The sequence below is a fragment of the Microbacterium sp. Y-01 genome (assembly GCF_003856715.1).
GTDB classification, from domain to species: Bacteria; Actinomycetota; Actinomycetes; order Actinomycetales; family Microbacteriaceae; genus Microbacterium; species Microbacterium algeriense.
This window is the reverse complement of the sequence record NZ_CP024170.1, coordinates 895,051-915,780: the sequence shown is the minus strand read 5'-3', so window position 1 is coordinate 915,780 and position 20,730 is coordinate 895,051. Positions and strand designations below refer to the sequence as shown.

General features: G+C 70.6%; 23 protein-coding genes. 15 read left to right on the top strand and 8 right to left on the bottom strand.

What is annotated here, in order from left to right:
- The first annotated feature begins 10 nt into the window (after positions 1 to 10).
- The 14 genes from CSX12_RS04290 to csrA all read left to right on the top strand — a co-directional run bounded on the left by CSX12_RS04290 (position 11) and on the right by csrA (position 11,090).
- Positions 11 to 478, top strand: a complete 468-nt coding sequence (locus CSX12_RS04290; protein WP_017203676.1) for a flagellar hook capping FlgD N-terminal domain-containing protein — start codon at positions 11 to 13, stop codon at positions 476 to 478.
- Between the two features lie 26 nt (positions 479 to 504).
- On the top strand, positions 505 to 1,665 hold the full coding sequence (locus CSX12_RS04285; protein ID WP_017203677.1) for a flagellar hook protein FlgE: 1,161 nt from the start codon (positions 505 to 507) through the stop codon (positions 1,663 to 1,665).
- Positions 1,666 to 1,826: 161 nt separating this feature from the next.
- Positions 1,827 to 2,072, top strand: coding sequence for a flagellar FlbD family protein (locus tag CSX12_RS04280; RefSeq protein ID WP_124894960.1), 246 nt, complete (start codon positions 1,827 to 1,829; stop codon positions 2,070 to 2,072).
- The gene (locus CSX12_RS04275) at positions 2,072 to 2,881 is read left to right on the top strand and encodes a MotA/TolQ/ExbB proton channel family protein (protein WP_017203679.1); all 810 of its coding nucleotides are present in this window, start codon (positions 2,072 to 2,074) and stop codon (positions 2,879 to 2,881) included. Before CSX12_RS04280 ends, CSX12_RS04275 begins: the two co-directional genes overlap by 1 nt.
- The gene (locus CSX12_RS04270) at positions 2,878 to 3,687 is read left to right on the top strand and encodes a flagellar motor protein MotB (protein WP_017203680.1); all 810 of its coding nucleotides are present in this window, start codon (positions 2,878 to 2,880) and stop codon (positions 3,685 to 3,687) included. Before CSX12_RS04275 ends, CSX12_RS04270 begins: the two co-directional genes overlap by 4 nt.
- Before the next feature lie 51 nt (positions 3,688 to 3,738).
- Positions 3,739 to 4,677, top strand: coding sequence for a flagellar motor switch protein FliM (locus tag CSX12_RS04265; RefSeq protein WP_017203681.1), 939 nt, complete (start codon positions 3,739 to 3,741; stop codon positions 4,675 to 4,677).
- Positions 4,674 to 5,333, top strand: coding sequence for a flagellar motor switch protein FliN (gene fliN / locus CSX12_RS04260; protein ID WP_017203682.1), 660 nt, complete (start codon positions 4,674 to 4,676; stop codon positions 5,331 to 5,333). The genes CSX12_RS04265 and fliN overlap by 4 nt, the downstream gene beginning before the upstream one ends.
- A gap of 32 nt (positions 5,334 to 5,365) precedes the next feature.
- A complete protein-coding gene (locus CSX12_RS04255; RefSeq protein WP_017203683.1) occupies positions 5,366 to 5,842 on the top strand; it encodes a flagellar biosynthetic protein FliO in 477 nt (158 codons plus the stop codon).
- On the top strand, positions 5,839 to 6,654 hold the full coding sequence (gene fliP, locus CSX12_RS04250) for a flagellar type III secretion system pore protein FliP (protein ID WP_124894959.1): 816 nt from the start codon (positions 5,839 to 5,841) through the stop codon (positions 6,652 to 6,654). The genes CSX12_RS04255 and fliP overlap by 4 nt, the downstream gene beginning before the upstream one ends.
- Positions 6,651 to 6,923 (top strand): flagellar biosynthesis protein FliQ, encoded by a 273-nt coding sequence (fliQ, locus tag CSX12_RS04245; RefSeq protein ID WP_124894958.1) that lies wholly within the window; start codon positions 6,651 to 6,653, stop codon positions 6,921 to 6,923. The genes fliP and fliQ overlap by 4 nt, the downstream gene beginning before the upstream one ends.
- Before the next feature lie 4 nt (positions 6,924 to 6,927).
- Positions 6,928 to 7,689 carry a flagellar biosynthetic protein FliR gene (locus CSX12_RS04240; protein WP_124894957.1) on the top strand — a complete coding sequence of 254 codons (762 nt, stop codon included), beginning with the start codon at positions 6,928 to 6,930 and terminating at the stop codon, positions 7,687 to 7,689.
- Complete coding sequence (locus CSX12_RS04235; RefSeq protein WP_124894956.1) at positions 7,686 to 8,777, top strand: EscU/YscU/HrcU family type III secretion system export apparatus switch protein; 1,092 nt, start codon at positions 7,686 to 7,688, stop codon at positions 8,775 to 8,777. Before CSX12_RS04240 ends, CSX12_RS04235 begins: the two co-directional genes overlap by 4 nt.
- Entirely contained in the window at positions 8,774 to 10,834 is a 2,061-nt protein-coding gene (locus CSX12_RS04230; protein ID WP_124894955.1) for a flagellar biosynthesis protein FlhA, read from the top strand. The genes CSX12_RS04235 and CSX12_RS04230 overlap by 4 nt, the downstream gene beginning before the upstream one ends.
- Positions 10,835 to 10,838: 4 nt before the next feature.
- Positions 10,839 to 11,090 carry a carbon storage regulator CsrA gene (gene csrA, locus CSX12_RS18835; RefSeq protein WP_017203689.1) on the top strand — a complete coding sequence of 84 codons (252 nt, stop codon included), beginning with the start codon at positions 10,839 to 10,841 and terminating at the stop codon, positions 11,088 to 11,090.
- Positions 11,091 to 11,112: 22 nt separating this feature from the next.
- Here csrA and CSX12_RS04220 read toward each other — a convergent pair whose 3' ends face one another.
- The 8 genes from CSX12_RS04220 to coaA form a co-directional block, all read right to left on the bottom strand.
- On the bottom strand, positions 11,113 to 12,255 hold the full coding sequence (locus tag CSX12_RS04220) for a hypothetical protein (RefSeq protein ID WP_124894954.1): 1,143 nt from the start codon (positions 12,253 to 12,255) through the stop codon (positions 11,113 to 11,115).
- Positions 12,252 to 13,850, bottom strand: coding sequence for a PAS domain-containing sensor histidine kinase (locus CSX12_RS04215; protein WP_124894953.1), 1,599 nt, complete (start codon positions 13,848 to 13,850; stop codon positions 12,252 to 12,254). Before CSX12_RS04215 ends, CSX12_RS04220 begins: the two co-directional genes overlap by 4 nt.
- 204 nt (positions 13,851 to 14,054) lie before the next feature.
- The gene (locus tag CSX12_RS04210) at positions 14,055 to 14,840 is read right to left on the bottom strand and encodes a response regulator transcription factor (protein ID WP_124894952.1); all 786 of its coding nucleotides are present in this window, start codon (positions 14,838 to 14,840) and stop codon (positions 14,055 to 14,057) included.
- A 19-nt stretch (positions 14,841 to 14,859) separates the two neighbouring features.
- Positions 14,860 to 15,342, bottom strand: coding sequence for a tRNA (adenosine(37)-N6)-threonylcarbamoyltransferase complex ATPase subunit type 1 TsaE (gene tsaE, locus CSX12_RS04205; RefSeq protein ID WP_124894951.1), 483 nt, complete (start codon positions 15,340 to 15,342; stop codon positions 14,860 to 14,862).
- Positions 15,339 to 16,445, bottom strand: a complete 1,107-nt coding sequence (gene alr, locus CSX12_RS04200; protein ID WP_017203694.1) for an alanine racemase — start codon at positions 16,443 to 16,445, stop codon at positions 15,339 to 15,341. Before alr ends, tsaE begins: the two co-directional genes overlap by 4 nt.
- Entirely contained in the window at positions 16,442 to 16,801 is a 360-nt protein-coding gene (locus CSX12_RS04195) for a holo-ACP synthase (RefSeq protein ID WP_017203695.1), read from the bottom strand. The genes alr and CSX12_RS04195 overlap by 4 nt, the downstream gene beginning before the upstream one ends.
- Positions 16,802 to 16,894: 93 nt before the next feature.
- Positions 16,895 to 18,742: a glutamine--fructose-6-phosphate transaminase (isomerizing) gene (gene glmS / locus CSX12_RS04190; RefSeq protein WP_026049914.1), complete on the bottom strand. Its 1,848-nt coding sequence runs from the start codon at positions 18,740 to 18,742 to the stop codon at positions 16,895 to 16,897.
- Between the two features lie 60 nt (positions 18,743 to 18,802).
- Positions 18,803 to 19,756: a type I pantothenate kinase gene (gene coaA, locus CSX12_RS04185; RefSeq protein WP_017203697.1), complete on the bottom strand. Its 954-nt coding sequence runs from the start codon at positions 19,754 to 19,756 to the stop codon at positions 18,803 to 18,805.
- A gap of 28 nt (positions 19,757 to 19,784) precedes the next feature.
- On the opposite strand from coaA, the gene CSX12_RS04180 reads away from it, so the two are divergent.
- Positions 19,785 to 20,729 (top strand): Ppx/GppA family phosphatase, encoded by a 945-nt coding sequence (locus tag CSX12_RS04180; RefSeq protein ID WP_124894950.1) that lies wholly within the window; start codon positions 19,785 to 19,787, stop codon positions 20,727 to 20,729.
- Position 20,730 lies beyond the last annotated feature (1 nt).

The following is a 20,730-nucleotide window of genomic DNA, read 5'->3' as shown; positions in this document are numbered from 1 at the left end:
GAGGACCCCCATGACCACGGTCGACCCCATCTCCGGCACGATCCCCGGCACCGTGCCCGGCACCGTGCCCACCTCCGGAATGCAGACGGGCAGCACGACCCCGGCCACCGAGCGGAAGAAGACGCTCGACTCCGAGGTGTTCCTGAAGCTGCTCGTGACGCAGCTCACCAACCAGGACCCCAGCTCGCCCATGAACACGAACGAGATGATCTCGCAGACCACGCAGCTGGCGTCCATGGAGCAGCTCACCGCGCTGTCCGCGACCTCGACCGAGAGCTTCGCGCTCAGCATGCGCCAGACCGCTGCGGCGCTCATCGGCCACGAGGCGCAGTACGTCGACGCCGACGGCGCGACGCAGAAGGGCATCGTCACCTCGGTCTCCTACGCCGGCGCCGTCCCCCTCGTGACCATCGGCGAGAAATCCATCCCGCTCGATGCCGTGTCCGGCATCAACCTCGTCTCCCGTCCGCAGTCCTGACCAGTCCCTTCCAGAAAGGCATCACCATGCTCCGCTCTCTGTTCGCCGGAATCTCGGGTCTGCGTTCGCACCAGACCATGCTCGACGTCACCGGCAACAACATCGCCAACGTCAACACCACCGGTTTCAAGGCCTCGGCCGTGCAGTTCCAGGACTCGCTCTCGCAGCTCCTGCGCAACTCGATGATGCCGCAGCAGGCCGTGGGCGGTCAGAACCCCGCCCAGGTCGGTCTCGGCGTGCAGGTCGCCGGGATCAGCACCAACTTCGCCTCCGGAGCGCCCCAGCCCACCGGCGTGCCGACCGACCTCATGATCGCCGGCGACGGCTTCTTCGTCGTCCGCTCCGGCGGGGAGACGCTGTACACCCGCAACGGCGGGTTCTCCTTCGACGCGAGCGGCAAGCTCGTGTCTGCCGACGGCGCGCTCGTCCAGGGATGGACGGCCCAGGGCGGCACGATCGTCCCCGGCCAGGGCATCGGCGACATCACCCTGCCCGTCGGCGCCCTCAGCCCCGCGGCCGCGACGACCACCGCGCGCGTGACCGGCAACCTGCCCTCGGGGGCGGCCGTCGGCGACACGCTCGTACGGGACGTCAAGACGTACGACGCGGAGGGCACGGCGACCTCGCTGCGCCTGACGTTCACGCGCACCGCGACCGGATGGGATGTGACCGACCCGGCCGGAACGCGCACCTCGCTCGCCTTCACCGACGGCAAGCAGGCGGGCCCCTCCTCGATCGTCTCCGGCGGCATCACGGTCGACCTCTCCGCTGTCACCGGATTCGCCGACGTCAGCGACGTCGCCATCAAGGAGCAGAACGGCAAGCCGGCCGGCACGCTGAGCTCGTACGCCCTCACCAACGACGGCAGCCTCGTCGGCACGTTCAGCAACGGCGACACCGAGGTGCTCGCCCGCGTCGCGCTCGCCGGCTTCGTCAACCCCGGCGGTCTGGAGAAGGCCGGCTCGTCGCAGTACCGTCCGAGCGGCAACTCCGGGCAGCCCACGCTCGGTCAGGCCGGAGCGGACGGACTGGGCGGCATCATCAGCGGCGCGCTCGAGATGTCGAACGTCGACCTGTCGCAGGAGTTCACGAACCTGATCGTCGCCCAGCGCGGCTTCCAGGCGAACGCCCGCATCATCACGACCAGCGACGAGGTGCTCCAGGAGCTGACGAACCTCAAGCGCTGAGGCTGATCCGCGCAGGGCCCGTCGGGATCCCCGGCGGGCCCTGTCGCCGGAGTGGCCGCTAACGCGCGAAGCCGTCCGGCCGACAGTCCCCTTCGACAGCCCAGGATGGGCCGTCAGTCCGCGATCCCCGGAACGCGGACGGAATTTCCAGGATGGAGCCCATGATCGTCCTCACGCGCCTGAACCGCACCCGGTTCGCGGTGAACCCCGACCTGATCGAACGTGTCCAGGCCACGCCCGACACGACGCTCATCATGGTCGACGGCGCCACGTTCGTCGTCACGGAGTCGATGGACGACGTCATCGCGCAGATCACCGGGTTCCGGGCCGGCGTGCTGGCCGCCGCCGCGACGCTGATCGCCACCGGCGAGGCGGACACCGTCCGCGACTCCGAGGCGGGGTTCTGATGGACCCGTCACTGATCCTCGGCCTGATCCTCGCCTTCGGCGCCCTCGTCGCCATGATCAACATCGAGGGCGCGACCGTCGGCTCCCTGCTGCTGCCCGCCCCCATGGTGCTGGTGTTCGGCGCGACGATCGCCGTCGGGCTCGCGAGCGGGACCCTGCGCGACGCGCTGCACGCTCTCAAGTCCCTGCCCCGGGCATTCCGCGGCGAGCGCCGCACCGCCCAGAGCATGATCGACACGGTCGTCGGCTACGCGGAGAAGGCACGCGCGGAGGGCCTGCTCGCGCTGGAGCAGGGCCTGGAGGACGAGAAGGATCCATTCCTGCGTCAGGCCCTGCAGAGCATCGCCGACGGCACGGATGCGGAGGATCTGCGCACGCTGCTCGAGGACGAGCTCACCTCGACCGCGGCCCGCAACCGCACCGCCTCGCGGTTCTACATGACCCTCGGCGGCTTCGCCCCGACGGTCGGCATCATCGGCACGGTCGTCTCCCTGACGCACGTGCTGGAGAAGCTCGACAAGCCCGACACGCTCGGGCCCATGATCGCCGCGGCTTTCGTGGCGACGCTGTGGGGTCTGCTGTCGGCCAACTTCATCTGGCTGCCGATCGGCGGCCGGCTGCAGCGGCTCGGCGAGCTCGAACTGGAGCGCATGACCGTGCTCATGGAGGGCATGCTCGCGATCCAGGCCGGCGCTCCGCCGCAGTTCGTCGGCGAGCGTCTGCGCGCCCTCGTCTCCGACCGCTCCTCGACCCGTGCCAAGGGCCGCTCCCGCACCCCGGCCGCCGAGGAGACGGAGCAGGGCTCATGAGCGTGCGCTCCCGGCGTCGGGTCCCGCAGGAGGAGCACAGCGGACCCGACGAGCGCTGGATGGCGTCGTACCTCGACATGGTGACCGTGCTGATGTGCATGTTCATCGTGCTGTTCGCCATGTCCACGGTCGACCAGGAGAAGTTCGAGGCCCTCAGCGCCTCGCTCGCGACCGGCTTCGGCCAGGAGCCCTCCGACGACATCGACGCCACCACCGGGGTCGTCGTGCCGCCGGAGCTCGTCGACGACGAGGGCGAGGACTTCGCCGACCTCGATCTGGCCGCCGCGCAGACCGAGTTCACCGAGCTCTCCGCCCTGCGCGAGCGTCTGCGCCAGGTGCTCGCCGACAACGGGCTCGAAGCCGACGTCACCTTCACGATCGACGAGCGGGGACTCACGATCGGACTGGTCAGCGCCGAGACGTTCTTCACCACCAACAGCGCCTCGCTCAGCCCCACCGCGATCGCCGTGCTCGACGCCCTCGGCTCCGTGCTGGTCACCACCCCCAACGAGATCTCGGTCGAGGGCCATGCGGACGTGCGCGGTTCGGTGGCGCCCTACCCGACCAACTGGGAGCTCTCGGCCGGCCGCTCGACACAGGTGCTGCGCCATCTCGTCGACGCCTCCGGCATCCCGCCGACGCACCTGAAGTCGGTGGGTTTCGGCGACACCCGTCCGGTCGCCGCGGGCGACAGCTCCGAGGCCCTGGCCCAGAACAGGCGGGTCGACATCGTGGTCCTGTCCGACGCGAAAGAGGAGGTGCGAGCGCTCATCCCCCAGGCGCAGGCGGCGCAGCCGTCTTCCTGACTCTCCCTCTTCCGTCTAACGCACGCCGATCACCGCCCGATAGTCGGGTTCGTGGTGATCGAGGACAGCGTGCGCTCCGAAGCGCGCTCGGGGACGGCGACGAAGACCGCCGATGTCGAGGTGTACGACTTCGGCCGTTCGGCGACCCTGTCGCGCGAGCACACCCGGGCGCTGGAGCTCGCGTTCGAGACGTTCTCCCGGCAGTGGTCCGCACAGCTGTCCGCGAAGATCCACGTGCGCGCCACCATCGCGGTCGAGCACGTCGGGATGCTGACGTACGGCGAGTATGCGCAGTCGCTGCCGACCACCACCACGATGATCGTGTGCGCCCTGCCCGACTCCGAGGAACGCCTCATCGTGCAGCTGCCGACCTCGGCAGCCACCTCCTGGATCGTGCAGATGGTCGGCGGTCGCGCCACCGCCACCGCCGCCTCGGAGGACCGCACGTTCACGCCGATCGAGCAGGCCCTGATCCGCTCGCTGGTCGACGACGCGATCGATCACCTGACGGGGGCCCTGGACGGTCTCCTCCCCGCCGGCGTGACCATGAGCGGGATCCAGTACAGTTCCCAGTTCGCGCAGGTCGCCGCCGCCGGTGAACCCGTCATCGTGGCGCGGTTCTCCATGCGCCTGGCCGGTCGGACCGTGCCGCTCAGCGTGATGCTCCCCGCGTCGATCCTGGCGGGCTTCACGGTGCGCCCCTCGGACAGCGAGCGGTCTGCCGCCCCCTCTCTCGTCCGGCGTCAGGTCGAGGTGGCACCGGTCGAGCTGTCCCTGCGGCTCGCCCCCCGGTCCGTCCTGCCCCGCGAGGTGCTCGACCTCTCCGTGGGCGACGTCCTCACCTTCCCGCACTCCGCCGACCGCCCCCTGGTGCTCGCCGTCGGCGATCAGACCGTGGCGACAGCCGCGGTCGGCAGCTCCGGCGCGCGGCTCGCGTGCGTCGTCGCCACCATCGTCCCCGATCCCGCCTTCGCCGAGGAGCCCGCGTGACCAGCACCACCACCTACGAATCCGCCGTCGCCGCCGCCTTCGCGGCCCGGCTCCCGACGGCCGCTCCCGTGACCGCTCGACCCTCCCAGGTGTCCGGCGACACGGGAGAGGCCCTGATCGTGCCGTTCGTCGGCGAGGCGAGTGCCCGGCTCGCGGTGCAGCTGTTCGACGCCGACGCCCTGATCGACGGGCTCGCGTCCGCCCCGCTCGCCGAACGGCTGCGTGACGCGCTCGAATCCGCGACGAGCGCCCTGGGCTCCGGAGCGCTCGGCGACGCCCACCTCGGCGACGCCTCCACGCTCTTCGCCGATCCGCTGGCGCAGCTGTTCGACCTGCAGGACGACACCGACCGCACGATCGGACGCCTGGCCGTCATCGTCACGCGCGCGCCGGAGGCCACCGCGAACTCCTCCCGGCGGCTGCACCGCATCGCCGGTGTCGAGATGGAGCTGACGGTCGAGATCGGACGCACCAGGATGGCCGTGCGCGACGTGCTCGACCTCGAGCCGGGCCGCGTCGTCGAGCTCGACCGCTCGGCGGGCGCTCCGGCCGACATCAAGCTCAACGGCCGGATCATCGCGCACGGCGAGGTCGTCGTCGTCGACCAGGACTACGCGGTGCGGATCACTCGCATCCTCGAGAACGTCGAGGCCTGACCCTGGACGAGCTCCTGCTCGGCCTGCGGGTCGTGCTCTCGCTCGCCGCAGTGCTCGGGGCGCTGTGGTTCCTGCAGCGCCGCGTCGCGCGCACGCAGGCGCGTCGTCGCGACAGCGAGGCGATCACGGTGCTCGGACGGCAGGGGGTCGGCCCGAAGGCACAGGTCGTCATGATCCAGACGGAGGACGCCCGCTACGTCCTCGGGGTGACGGAACACGGCGTGAGCGTCGTCGATCGGCTCCCCCTGAAGCCGCCGACCGCGCACCACGACACCGCGCTCCCGGTGTGGTCGGGGACCTCCTCCGCGACCTCGGATGCCGCGGAGTTCGATCGCATCCTCGCCGCGACCGCGCTGACCGAGACGGCGGGCGCGGCGCCCACGGCCACCGCATCCGGCGAGCAGATGCTGCGGCGGCGCGTGCGGCACCGCAACGACCCGCTGCGCGGCTCCATCCTCTCCCCCGAAACCTGGCGGCAGACCGCCGAGGCCATCCGGCGCACCCGATGAGCGTCGCGCGGGGGGTCGTCGACCGGCGAGCGCTGCGACGGTTCATGCTGATCCTGGTCGGCGTGCTCGCCCTCGTCGTCGTGCTGACCCTCGTCACGGGCACCGCCGCCCACGCCCAGGTCCCCCCGGACGATCAGGGCGAGGGTGTGACCATCGACATCAACGGGGCCGACGGCGGCCCGTCCGGGTCGATCCTCACCCTGTTGGGGATCACCCTGCTGTCGGTTGCGCCCGCGCTGCTGCTGATGATGTCGTCGTTCACGAAGATCTTCGTGGTGCTGGCCATGACGAGGAACGCGCTCTCGCTGCCGACCATCCCACCGAACCAGGTGCTCGCGGGGCTGTCGCTCTTCCTGTCGCTGTTCATCATGTGGCCGGTGCTGACCGAGATCAACACGGTCGCCGTGCAGCCGTACATCGACGGCAGCCTCACGTTCGCGCAGGCCATCGACGTCGGCCAGCTCCCGCTGCAGGAGTGGATGCTGCGCTTCACGCGCGAGGAGGACCTCGCCCTGATGACGCGGATGGCGGACCAGCCCAACCCCGAGGACCCGTCCAGCGTCCCGATGTACACGCTCATCCCCGCATTCATGATCTCGGAGCTGCGGGCGGCCTTCATCATCGGCTTCGTCATCTTCGTCCCGTTCCTCGTGATCGACCTGGTCGTGGCCGCGGCGCTGATGTCGATGGGCATGATGATGCTCCCGCCGGTGATGATCTCCCTGCCGTTCAAGATCCTGCTGTTCATCCTGGTCGACGGGTGGGGACTCATCATCCGCGCCCTCCTGGAGAGTTACGGAGGGGTCGGATGAGCCCGGAAGCCGTCCTCGACATCGGGACCCAGGGGCTCCTCGTCGCAGCCAAGCTCGCGGCGCCCGTGCTGGTCACCGCTCTCGTTGTCGGCTTCGCGATCTCGCTGCTGCAGTCGATCACGCAGGTGCAGGAGGTGACGCTGTCGTTCGTGCCCAAGATCGTCGCGGTCGGCATCGCCCTGCTCATCGCCGGCAACTGGATGATCGCCGAGATGATCGCGTTCACGAACGAGATGTTCGCACGCATCCCCACCCTGCTGAGCGGATGACCCCGTGTACATCCCCATCGACTTCGCGTGGCTGGAGGCGACCATGCTCGCCGCGGTCCGCATCACGGCGTTCATCATGATCGCCCCGCCCTTCTCGTACGGGGCCATCCCGGCCAGGGTGAAGGCGACGCTCGCGATCGGCCTCTCCCTCGCGGTCGGCACCGCCGTCTCCCCCGGGTACGAGAGCCTCGACACGGGTCCGTTCCTCGGAGCGCTCGTGCTGCAGCTGATCACGGGCGCCCTGCTGGGCTTCCTCGTGCTGCTGTGCTTCTCCGCGCTCCAGGCCGCCGGCAGCCTGATCGACGTCTTCGGCGGATTCCAGCTCGCTCAGGCCTTCGATCCGCACTCGCTCGTCAACGGCGCGCAGTTCACGCGCCTGTTCCACCTGACGGCGCTCACGCTCCTGTTCGCCTCCGGCGGGTATCAGCTGATCCTGGCCGGGCTGGCGCGGAGCTTCGAGGCCGTCCCCGTCGACGGGGTGTTCTCCGTCGCGGGTCCCGCCGAGCTGCTCGTCGACGGGGTGTCGCAGATGGTGCTCGCGGCCGTGCAGATCGCCGGTCCCCTCGTTCTCGTCCTGTTCCTCGCCGACGTCGGCCTCGGACTCATCACCCGCGTGGCCCCCGCGCTGAACGCGTTCGCGATGGGCTTCCCCGTGAAGATCCTCCTGACGCTGCTGCTGGCCGGCGCGGTGTACGCCGTGCTGCCCGGCATCGTCGACTCCCTCGCCTCGCAGGCGCTGCGGATGATGCAGGGGGTGACACCGTGAGCGGCACCGACAGCGGCGAGCGCAGCGAGAAGGCGACGGACAAGCACCTGCGGGAGGCCAGGCAGAAGGGACGCATCGCACGCAGCCAGGATCTGACCGCCTGGCTCGGCATCGGCGCCGCGGCCATCACGACACCGGCGGCCATCGCCCTGGGTGCCTCCGCCGGCACGGAGCAGCTGCTGACGCTCACGTCCCTGACCCTGGCGCCCACCCCGCAGGCCGCGCTCGGCGCCCTCGCGCTCGGCCTCGGTTCCGTCCTCCCGACGCTCGCGGTGATGCTGGCGGCCGTGGCCGCCGTCACCCTGATCGGCGCGGTGATCCAGGGCGGGGTGCACCTGCGCAAGCTGAGCGGCCGTTTCGAGCAGTTCAACATCGTCACGGGGCTGCGCCGCGTGTTCGGGATGCAGGCGCTGTGGGAGGGCGCGAAGGCGCTGCTGAAGACCGCGGCGATCGGGATCGCGCTGTGGCTGGTCATCGCCGGTCTGATGCCTGTGCTCACCGCGAGCGGTGCGCACTCGATCACGCGACTGCTCGGCACCGCGACCGAGGGCACGACCGCCCTGCTCCAGACCGCGATCGCCGTCGGACTCGGTCTCGCCGCGATCGACATGTTCGTGGTCATGCGGCGCAACCGCAAGCACACCCGCATGACCAAGCGCGAGATCCGCGACGAGAACAAGAACTCCGAGGGCGACCCGCTCATCCGCCAGCAGCGGCGCTCGCGTCAGCTCGCCGTCAGCCGCAACCGGATGATCGCCGCGGTCGCCGGCTCCGATGTCGTCCTCGTCAACCCGACGCACGTCGCCGTCGCGCTGCGGTACGAGGCCGGTCGCTCCGCGCCGAAGGTCGTCGCCAAGGGCAGCGGCGTGATCGCCGAACGCATCCGCGACGAGGCGGCGCGTGCCGGTGTCCCGATGGTGCGCGAGATCACCCTCGCCCGCGCCCTGCACGCCGCGTGCGAGCTGGGGCAGGAGATCCCCGAAGACCTGTACAACGCCGTCGCGCGGGTGCTGGTGTTCGTCGACGCGCTGCGTCGGCGCGGCGCCGCGCGCGGCATCCACTCCCTTCCCTACCGGAGGACCGCATGAGACAGCTGTTCGTCAAGCTCATGGTGCCCATCGGGGTCGTCGGCATCATCATGCTGCTCGTCGTCCCGGTACCGCCGTTCCTGCTCGACATCCTCATCATCCTGAACATCATGTTCGCGCTGGTGATCCTGCTCACGTCGATGTTCGTGAAGAAGCCGCTGGACTTCTCGGTGTTCCCCTCGCTGCTGCTGGTGGCCACGCTGTTCCGACTCGGCCTCAACGTCGCGTCCACCCGCCTCGTGCTCGGCGAGGCGTATGCCGGGCAGGTCATCGAGGCGTTCGGCGCGATCGCGGTGGGCGGATCCCTCATCATCGGCGCCGTCGTCTTCCTGATCCTCGTCGTGATCCAGTTCGTGGTCGTGACGAAGGGCGCGGAGCGCGTCGCCGAGGTGGGCGCCCGGTTCACCCTCGACGCCATGCCGGGCAAGCAGATGGCGATCGACGCCGACCTCAACGCCGGACTCATCACCGATGCGGAGGCCCGCGAGCGGCGTGCGGAGGTCGCCGCCGAGGCCGACTTCTACGGCGCGATGGACGGCGCCTCCAAGTTCGTCAAGGGCGACGCGATCGCCGGACTCGTGATCATCATCATCAACCTCGTCGGCGGCATCGCGATCGGTCTCGTCCAGCACGGGATGTCGATCGACGAGGCCGTCAGCACCTACAGCCTCCTGACCATCGGCGACGGGCTGGTCACGCAGATCCCCGCTCTGCTGATGGCCGTGTCCACCGGCATGATCGTGACCCGTTCCACCGCCGAGGCGGAGATGGGGACGGCAGCCTCGGCGCAGCTCGGCCAATCCCGCAACGCGCTCATCATCGCCGGGTGCGCTGCCATCGTCATGTCGCTGATCCCGCACATGCCGATGCTGCCGTTCGTGGCCATCGGCGCGGTGCTGCTCCTGATCGCCCAGCGCATCAAGGCCACGCAGAAGCGCGAGGAGGCGACAGCGGCGAGGACCGCGGATCCGGTGCCGGCCGATCAGCCGGAGGAGCTGATCGAGAAGATGCGCGTGCACCCGCTGGAGATCCTGCTCGCGCCCGATATCGTCGACCTCGTCACGGGCGGACCGGACGACCTGCTGGCCCGGGTCAAGGCGCTGCGGCGCCGGATCGCCCTGGACCTGGGTCTGATCACGCCACCCGTGCGGACCCGCGACAGCATCGAGCTCGCCCAGTCCGCGTACGTCATCCGCATCGCCGGCGTGGAGACCGGCAGGGGCACGGCGCCTGTGGGGTCGGTGCTCGCGCTCGGGCAGGGGCTGGACGCGCTTCCCGGCACCGCCACGCTCGATCCCGTGTTCGGCCTCGAGGGCAAGTGGATCCCGATGGAGATGCGCCACAGCGCGGAGTTCGCCGGAGCCACGGTGATCGATCGGGCCAGCGTCATCATCACGCATCTGAGCAGCGTGATCCACGCCCACGCCGCCCGCCTGCTCAGCCGCGAGGATGTGCGCCAGCTCACGGATGCGCTCAAGCAGGCCTCTCCGGCGGCGGTCGAGGAGCTCACTCCTGCACTGCTGTCGCTCGCCGAGATCCAGCGCGTGCTGCAGGGCCTGCTCGCCGAGCGCGTCCCGATCAACGACCTGAGTCGCATCTACGAGGCGCTGGCCCTGCGCGCCAGGACCTCCACGGACCCCGAGGGATTGATCGAGGCGGCCAGGGCCGCACTCGGGCCGGCGATCGCCGCGCGATTCGCCGACGGCGGGACACTGCGCGTGGTCATGATCAATCCGCTGCTGGAGCAGGCGATGCTCGAGAGCCTGCGCCCCGGAGACGACGGCACGCAGATCGTCTTCGACCCGCAGCGCATGGAAGCGGTCGTGGAGTCCGTCAAGCAGGCGGTCTCCGCGGTGCGGGACGGCGGGGAGCCGGTCCTGGTGTGCGCGCCCTCGTTGCGCCCGGCGGTGCGACGTCTGGTCTCGGCGCAGACCGACGGCCTGCCGGTGCTCTCCTACACCGAGGCGACCGCCGCCTCGCTCACGATCGAGACCGTCGGCGTCGTCCGCGACGCACCGTCTCCCGCGGTCGGCGCGGTCCCTGCGGCACTAGGCTGAACGAATGCTGGTGTTGACGAGGCGAATCGGTGAGAGCGTGCGCATCGACGGCGACATCGAGGTCACGCTGCTCGAGATCAAGGGCGACAGCGTGCGGATCGGCGTCAAAGCACCCCGCGAGACGCGCATCCAGCGCACGGAGATCGTCGAGGCCGTCGTCGCCGAGAACGTCTCCGCGGCCGCCGAGACCGGTGCCGGCGCGGAGAGCGCCATCGCCGCAGCGCTCGCTCGCGGCCGGGAGTCCCGCACGTCCTGACCCCGCGACGTCAGAGGCGGCGTCAGACTCCGGACAGGTCCATCGACGTGGCGCGCTTCCACTGGTCGCCGCCGGCCGCACGTGCACGGGCGCACGCCTGCGCGGCGGCCGCGACGAGCGCGTCGTAGTCGTAGCCGACGACCGATGCGGTGGCCCAACCGATGCTCGCGGACGATCGGATCCCGGTGATCGTCTCGTCCCGCTCCATCACGGCGATCCGACCGAGGATCGCGCGCAGGTGGTGCCGCACCGACTCGTCACCGCCGCGGAGCAGGACGATCGCACGACCGTCCTCGACCCGCTCCGCATCCGCCGATGCCGGAAGCGCCTCCTCGATGTCGTCGTGGAACCGGTCGACGAGGCGCGCGAACGCCGCCCCGGTGGACGCCTCCCGGAGGTCGACGGGGTCGTCGAGCCGGATGTCCAGCACGGACCACGCCTGATCGTGCTGCGCCTCGGCCTTGCGGAGCCGTCGACGAGCCCGTTCAGCCGCGTCGTCGTGAGCCGGGCCGGCCGCTCGCGCCTCCGTCCGCACCAGCAGCACGAGCGTGAACGCCGCGCACGTGCTCACCACGAGCGTCCCGACCGCGTTCATGCCCCGGAGGGCGCTGAGCTGTTCGTCGGACCCGATCCGACCGGAGACGAGCGCGGACGCGGCGCTCACGATCGCCACCACCACGAAGCCCGAGGAGGCGAGCGCCAGCGGCAGCACGATGTCGCGGACGGTGGGCCGGTCGCGCAGCAGCTCGTACGCGACGAGGCCGGCGAACGCGGAGCTGGCGAGGAAGGCGAGGTGGAAGGACGGCAGATACCAGCGGGTGTCCGCCGTGGCCGCCAGGAGCGCGGGCACGGCCACCAGGAACGCGACGACCGGCCACCAGGACGCCCGGCGACCGAAGTGCAGGCGCAGCCCCACCCAGACCAGAGGCTCGAAGCAGAGCATGAGCGCCGACGCGATCGACCGCAGCATCTGCTCCTGCGTCTGCTGGCCGGCCAGCCACAGGTAGGCCCCCAGCACGCCGAGTCCGAAGGCGGCGCCCCAGATCACGGTGGCCCTGCTCGGTCTCGCCAGGGTGCCGAGTCCGACGACGAGGGCGGTGAGCACGGTGACCACGGCCACCATGCTCGTGGTGATGTCGACGCTGACGGGCACGAGCGGCGTCATGCCTGGACCTCCTTGACTCGGCGCTGGGGGAACCGCAGCGTCACGCGGGTGCCGACGCCGAGCTCGCTGGCGACATCGATGATGCCCTCGTGCGCGACGACGATCTCTCGGGCGATGCCCATTCCGAGCCCGGTGCCTCCGATGCCGGCCCGCACCGCGCTCTCCGTGCGGAAGTACGGCTCGAACACGCGCGACAGGTCGTCCGGCCCCATTCCCGCCCCGTTGTCGGAGATCGCGAGCTCGGCCTGCCCGTCGGCTGCCGCGCCGAGACTGACCTCGATGCGCCCTCCCGCGGGGGTGTACTTGACGGCGTTGCTGAGCAGGTTGTCGAGCACCTGCCGCAGACGAAACGCGTCACCGTAGATGACCAGACCGTCCGCCCCCTCGACCGTGAGCTCCTGTCGGTTCCCGGAGATGAGCGGGGCGTACGACGCCGCCGACGCCTCCACGACCTCGCGCAGATCGACCGGCTCGAACGGCTCCTGCGCCGTGCCGCCGTTCTGGTCGAGGATGCTGGTGACGAGGTCCTGCATGCGGTCGCCCGCGTTGGCGATGATCTCGAGCTGCGCTGGCACCCGCCCCGGCAGGTCGTCGCGCTCGCGGAGCAGGTCCACGTGACCGATGATCGCCGTCAGCGGGTTGCGCAGCTCGTGGGAGACGACCGCGGTGAGGGCGCGCCGCTCCTCCTCGGCCTCGAGGAGGGCGGTGACGTCATCGATCACGACCAGGGTGATGCGGTCGCCCTCGCGCGCGCTGGCCATGGGCTGCGTGCTGACCTCCAGGGCACGCCAGCGCCCCTCGCCGTCGAACAGCCACACCCGCTCGGACTGCAGGCTCTCGCCGCGAGCGGCACGCGAGAGCGTCGTCTGCTCCGGCGGCACGGCCGTCCCCTTCCTGGCGTCGTACTCGACGGCGGCCGAGGGCAGCGCCGCTCCGAAGCGATCACGACCGTACAGAGCGCGGTAGGCGTCGTTCATCTGGAGGATGCGCCCCTCCGCCGTGACCACGACCAGCGCCACCCCGAGGGCGTCGACGACCTGCGTGACGCGGTGCTGGTTCGTCTCGGCCCGTTCCGCGGCGCGGTTCACCTGCTCCGAACGACGCTGCAGGAGCCGTCGGGCGGCTCGGGAGCGCTGAGCGCCGATCCGCACGGTCACACCGAGGAAACCCAGCGTGATCACCAGGGTGAGCAGGCGCAGCAGCACGTCCGCCGGTGTGCCGTTCTGATCCGCGAACACGACGAGCGTTCCGCTGATGAACACGATCCCGCCGAGCACCCAGGGCAGGGTGAAGTACGTCGCCAGCCACACGACGGGGAACACCCAGAGGAAGCCGAGGCGAAGATCCGGCGCATTGGTGGTGAAGCCCACCGCCAGCGCATCGAGCAGGGGGATCGCGGCCGCAGCGGTCCGCGGAAGCCGGTGCCACGGCACCGCCAGCGTGCCCAGCGTGGTGACCATGATGAGGGCGATGCCGGCCACCACGAGCGGGTTGGCGAAGGTCTGCGGCTTGAACGCCGTGATCATGACGACGATCGCGACGATGCTACCCGTGAACACCAACTGCCAGCGCCAGATCGACACGGTGCGGATCATGTGTCGCCCGCCCTCCGGTCGATCCTCAGCATTCCCGCAAGATTACTCAAAGATCGGGCCCGCGCGCTCTTCGGGGGCCTTCACCGCCATAGCATTCTGAGTGGGGCCGACACTGCGACTGGGGATACTCGCAGAAGCTGGGGCCGCGAGTGGGGATTCGCAGGCAACCGGGGCCGCGGCTGGGGAGCCGCGGTCCCGCCCCGGTCAGCTCGGTTCGTCTGCGGTCGGCGTGAGACGGTAGCCGACGCCACGGACGGTCTCGATGTAGCGCGGCTGCGCCGACCGGTCTCCGAGCTTGCGGCGCAGATTGGCGATGTGCGTCTCGATCGCGCGCTTGTCCGGTTCGCTCACGTAGTCGTTCGCGCCGACCGGCGAACCGCGGAGACCGCGCGCCAGCTCCGCTTTGCTGCACACCCTCTGCTTCGCCTCGAGGAGGGCCGCGAGCAGGTCGAACTCGGTGGGTGTGAGGTCGACCCGCTTCTGCGCGACCAGCACCAGGCGCGTGTCGAGGTCGAGACTGAGGTCCCGATGGACTCTGCCCCGCCAGGTCAGCACGGTCGCCCCGTCCGTCGCCGTCGGCGCCTCCACCTCTGCGGCGGGGCGTGCCGGCGCGGAGGTCCGGGCGTCCGGGAGACGCGGACGCCGCAGCAGCGCCTCGATGCGGGCTCGCAGCTCCCGCGGGCGGAACGGCTTGACGAGGTACTCGTCCGCCCCGGAGGTGAGACCGAGGACCACATCCGATTCCTCGGCGAGGGCGGAGAGCATGATGACGAACGTGTCGCTGATCCGGCGGATGCGCCGGGCGACCTCGAAGCCGTCGATGCCGGGAAGGTTGATGTCGAGTGTCGTGATGATCGGGCGGTGGGCTGTGATCGCCGCAAGCCCCTCCGGGCCGGAGCCGGCGAGGTGCACCTCGAACCCCGCCGCGAGGAACACCTCCTCCAGCAGCGAACGCACGCCGGCGTCGTCCTCGATGATCACCGCGACCAGGGGGCGGGGACGGGGGCGCTCACGAGATCCGCTCGTTCGCGATCGTCACGATCCGGGGGGCGTCCGCGTCGAGTTCGGACGGGTCGTCGTCCGTGACTCCGACCGGGCGTTCGAGCTCGATGTCCCACCACGAGTCCGCCAGCTCCTCCGCCATGCCTCGCCCCCATTCGATCACGACGACCGACCGCTCGAGGTCGAGGTCGAGGTCGTCCAGCTCCGCCGCGGAGCCGAGCCGGTACGCGTCGACGTGCACCAGCGGCGCGCGGCCGACGAGGGACGGGTGGGTGCGGGCGATCACGAACGTCGGGCTCTGCACGGGTCCGCGCACACCGAGTCCTTCCGCGAGGCCGCGGGTGAAGGTCGTCTTCCCCGCGCCGAGGGGTCCGGTGAGGATGAGCAGGTCTCCGGGCTCCAGCTGCTCGCCGATCCGGAAGCCGAGCTGCTCCATCGCCTCCGCGGTCGCGACCTCCCGGCGACCGAGGAATGCCGGGTCGACGCTCATGACGTCCGCCGCGGCACGCGCGGTCCGATGCGCGTGACGATCTCGTAGTCGATGGTGCCGGCGGCAGTCGCCCAGTCCGCGGCCGAGGGCACTCCCAGCGTCGGGTCCCCGAACAGCACCACCTCGTCGCCGATGGAGACGGGGGCGTCGCCGACGTCGACGACGAACTGGTCCATCGCGATCCGCCCGACGTTGGCATACCGCCGCCCGCCGATCGACACGGGGAGCCGCCCGGAGGCGTTCCGGGGGATCCCGTCGGCGTACCCGAGGGGAACCAGCGCCAGCGTCGTGTCGCGCTCCGTGCGGTGGTCGTAGCCGTAGGAGACGCCCGTCCCCGCGGGCACCCTCCGGACGGCCGCGACGGCACCGCGGAGCGTCATCGCCGGTCGCAGGCCCAGGTCGGACGAGGTGCGGTCTTCGAACGGCGACAGTCCGTAGAGGCCGATGCCGATCCGGACGGCGTCGAGGCGCATCTCCGGCAGGTCGATCGCGGCCGCCGTGGCCGCGATGTGGCGGATCTCCGGACGGATTCCGAACGTGGCGGCGGTCGCCACCGCTTCGTCGAACTTCGCCAGCGCCGCACGGTCGTCCTCCGCGGAGGTGTTCGAGAGGTGGCTGAACAGGCCGACGACGCGGAGACGTCCGATGCGCTCGAGTCGCGCGGCCTCGGCCAGCACACGACCCCAGTCCTCCGGGGCGAGGCCGTTCCGCGAGAGCCCGGTCTCGAATTTGAGGTGCACGGCGACGGGACGATCGACGGAGGCCGCCGCCGCAGCCGCCGCGAGCTGGTCGAAGGAGGAGATCCCGACCTCGATGTCCTGCGCTGCCGCCTGTTCGAACCGTTCCCCCGGCGCATGCAGCCAGGCCATGATGGGCGCGTGCACGCCCTGGCGGCGCAGTTCCAGCGCCTCGGGGATCTCGGCCACCCCGAGTCGCGTCGCACCGCCGGAGAGCGCCGCCACCGCGGCAGCCGCCGCGCCGTGACCGTAGGCGTTCGCCTTCACGACGGCGATGACCTCGACGCCGGTGAGCCGACGGAAGTGGCGCACGTTGTCGGCGATGGCATCGAGGTCGATGGTCGCCTCGCGGAACGGGACGGTCACAGGGGGTCTCCTTCGGCGACGACGAACGCAGCGGCCAGGCCGGCATCGTGGGTGAGGGTCAGGTGCAGCGTGCGGATCCCGCGCTCTTCGACGACCGCGGCCGTCGATCCGGACAGCACGAAGTGCGGTCGACCCGAGGCTTCGGAGGCGATCTCGATCTCGATCCAGTGCACTCCGTCGGAGCCGCCCAGCGCCTTGATCAGCGCTTCCTTGGCGGCGTAGCGTGCCGCGAGCGAGGGAAGACGCAGCTCGCGTTCCGCCGGGGCGAAGAGCCGCTCGCGCAGGCGAGGAGTCCTGGCCATCGTGCGCTCGAACCGCGGGATGTCCACGAGGTCGATGCCGGTGCCGATGATCACCCGCCCAGCCTACCCGCGGCCCCTTCTCCCCCGCCCGTGCCCCCGCCCGCGCGCGCCCGCCCTTCGTCCGCGGGGAGCGCGCGCGGAGCGCGGTTACTCGACCGTGACGGACTTCGCGAGGTTGCGCGGCTGATCGACGTCGAGGCCCTTCGCCGTGGCGAGCGCCATCGCGAAGATCTGCAGCGGCACGACCGCGAGCAGCGGCTCGAACATCGCGCCGGCGAGCGGGATGTGGATGACCTCGTCGGCGAACGGCAGCACGGCGGCGTCTCCGACCTCGGCGATCACGATCACGCGGGCACCGCGTGCGCGGATCTCCTGGATGTTGGAGACGACCTTGGAGTGCACCAGTGCGGAGTGGCGCGGCGACGGGACCAGCACGAACACCGGCTGGCCCGGCTCGATCAGGGCGATCGGTCCGTGCTTGAGCTCGCCCGCGGCGAAGCCCTCGGCGTGGATGTAGGAGATCTCCTTGAGCTTGAGCGCACCCTCGAGCGCGATCGGGTAGCCGACGTGACGGCCGAGGAACAGCACGGACCGGGTGTCCGCCATCCATCCAGCGAGCTGCGTCACGTGCTCCTGCTCACCCTCGAGCACCGACGCGATCTTCTCCGGAAGCGCGGCGAGTTCGGCCACGTCGACCGACGCATCGGCGACGGCACCGCGCACACGGCCCATGTGGAGGCCGAGCAGCAGCAGCGCGGTGATCTGCGCCGAGAAGGCCTTCGTCGATGCGACGGCGACCTCGGGTCCGGCGTGCGTGTAGACCACGGCGTCCGATTCGCGCGGGATGGTCGCGCCCTGGGTGTTGCAGATCGAGAGGGTGCGCGCGCCGCGCTCCCTGGCGTACTTCACGGCCATGAGCGTGTCCATGGTCTCGCCGGACTGGCTGATCGACACGACGAGGGTGTCGGCGCCGATCACCGGGTCGCGGTAGCGGAACTCGTGCGCGAGCTCGACATCCACCGCGACACGCGCCCACTGCTCGATGGCGTACTTGCCGACCAGGGCTGCATACGACGCGGTGCCGCACGCGGTGATGATCACGCGGTTGATGCCGAGGAACAGCTCATCGAGGCCGTCCAGCTCGGGGATGACCACCTGGCCGTCCTGGATGCGTCCGCGGATCGTGTTGGCGACGGCCTCGGGCTGCTCGGCGACCTCCTTGGCCATGAAGCTCGACCAGCCGCCCTTCTCTGCGGCGGCGGCATCCCAGGACACGTCGAACGGCTCGGGCTGGACCGGCGTGCCGGCGAAGTCGACGACCGTGACCGCGTCGGGAGTGATCGAGACGATCTGGTCCTGACCGATCGCGAGCGCCTTGCGGGTGTGCTCGATGAAGGCGGCGACGTCGGAGCCGAGGAAGTTCTCCCCTTCGCCGAGGCCGATCACGAGCGGGGAGTTGCGGCGCGCGCCGACGACGAGTCCTGGGTGGTCCTGGTGCATGGCGAGCAGGGTGAATGCCCCCTCGAGGCGGTTCACGACCGAGCGGAACGCGAGCTCGAGGTCGCCTCCGTTGCCGGCGTACTCGCGACCGAGCAGGGCCGCGGCGACCTCGGTGTCGGTCTCGCTGCGGAACACGACGCCGTCGGCGAGCAGCTCCTCGCGCAGCGCCGAGAAGTTCTCGATGATGCCGTTGTGGATGAGGGCGAGCTTGTCGTCGTCGGCGAGGTGCGGGTGCGCGTTGACGTCGGTGGGGCCGCCGTGGGTCGCCCAGCGGGTGTGGCCGATGCCGGTGGAGCCGTCGGGGAGGGGGGCGTCGGCGAGGGAGTCGCGCAGCACGGCGAGCTTTCCGGCTTTCTTCCGCATGCCGAGCGAGCCGTCGCCGTCGATGACCGCGACGCCCGCGGAGTCGTATCCGCGGTATTCGAGGCGGGCGAGCCCCGCGAGAAGGATGTCCTGGCTGGGGCGCGGGCCCACGTATCCGACGATTCCACACATGGGAACAAGAGTAAGACGGGATTTTTGCGAGTCGTCCGTACATTCACCCCGGCCGGACGGTCAGAGCTTGCGGAGCAGCACGCTCTCGACGTCGTGGTCCGGCCCCTTGCGCAGGACGAGCCGTGCACGATGCCGTGTCGGCATCACGTTCTCGACGAGGTTGGGCATGTTGATCTCGTTCCAGTACCCGAGGGCCGTGGTGATCGCCTCCTCATCCGTCAGGTGGGCGAACACGTTGAAGTACGACGACGGGTTGCTGAAGGCCGCCTGGCGGAGAGCGAGGAATCGGTCGACGTACCACTTCTCGATGTGGGCGGTCTCGGCATCCACGAAGATCGAGAAGTCGAACAGGTCGCTCACGGCGACGTCGTTCGGCGCGGGCGGCGGCTGCAGGACGTTCAGCCCCTCGACGATCACGACGTCGGGGCGACGCACGACGACGTTCGCATCGGGGACGATGTCATAGCGCATGTGGGAGTAGAACGGCGCACGCACCTCGGTCGCGCCGCTCTTGACCTCGGTGAGGAACTCGATCAGCGCGCGCCGGTCGTACGACTCGGGGAAGCCCTTGCGGTCCATGATCCCGCGACGCTCGAGCTCGGCATTGGGGTAGAGGAAGCCGTCGGTGGTGACGAGCTCGACCCGGGGCGTCCCGGGCCAGCGGCTCATGAGCTCGCGCAGCAGGCGGGCGATGGTCGACTTGCCCACAGCCACGGAGCCGGCGACGCCGACCACGAACGGCGTGGTGGTGTCGTCCTCCTGCAGGAACGCCGAGGTCGCGGCGCCGAGGCGCTTGGTCGCGGTCGCGTAGAGGCTGAGCAGGCGGCTGAGCGGGAGGTACACCTCGCGCACCTCGGTCAGATCGAGGCGGTCGCCGATGCCGCGCAGCTCGACCACCTCGGTCTCGGTCAGCGGCTGATCGAGCCCTGCCGCGAGCCTGGCCCACTCCGCCCGCCCGATCTCGCGGTACGGCGACAGCGGCAGCGTGGGGTCGGCGGTGGTCACGGGATACATCGTATCCGGGCGCGAGTAGTCTCTTCCCGTGCGCCTGGGAGTTCTCGACATCGGATCCAACACCGTCCACATGCTGGCAGCCGACGTCCGCCCCGGCGGGAGGCCCCTGGCGACGACGAGCGACCGGTCGGTGCTGCGCCTGATGCGCTACCTCACGCCGGACGGCGCGATCTCGGAGGAGGGCGTGGTCGCACTCGAGGCTGCGGTCGTCCAGGCGCGTCGCGTGGCCGAGAGCGAGCGCGTGGATGCGCTGCTGGCCACCGCGACGAGCGCCGTCCGTGACGCGCGAAACGGCGCCGAGGTCATCGCGCGCATCGAAGCCGCTCTCGGGCAGCCGCTGCAGGTCCTCGACGGCGAGACCGAGGCGGAGCTGACCTTCCTGGCGGTGCGCCGCTGGTTCGGCTGGTCGGCGGGGCAGATCCTGCTCCTGGACATCGGCGGCGGCTCTCTGGAGATCGCGGCCGGAGCCGAGGAGCTGCCGGACGCCGCGGCCTCGGTCCCGCTGGGCGCTGGGCGCATGACCGTGCAGTTCCTGCCGGACGATCCGCCGGGCGAGGAGGGGGTGGAGCGGCTGCGCGCGCACGCGGAGCAGACGCTCGCACCGGTGCTGCCGCAGTTCCTGGCCCTCCCCCGGCCCGACCATGTCGTGGGGTCGTCCAAGGCCATCCGATCCCTCGCTCGACTGGTGGGCTATCCCGCGCCCGGGTGGTCGGGAAGCGAGCGGATGCTGCTCCCCCGCGCCTCGCTCGGCTCCTGGATCCCCCGGCTGGCGCGCCTGCCCGCCACGGCCAGGCAGGAGCTCCCCGGGATCACTCCGGACCGGACGTTCCAGATCGTGGCCGCGGCCGTCTCCCTGCACGCCGCGATGACCGCGCTCCGACTCGACGAGCTGGAGGTCTCGCCGTGGGCGCTGCGCGAGGGCGTGCTGCTGCGGTACATCGAGCAGCTGAGTTGGAGCGACACGGCGCGCTGAA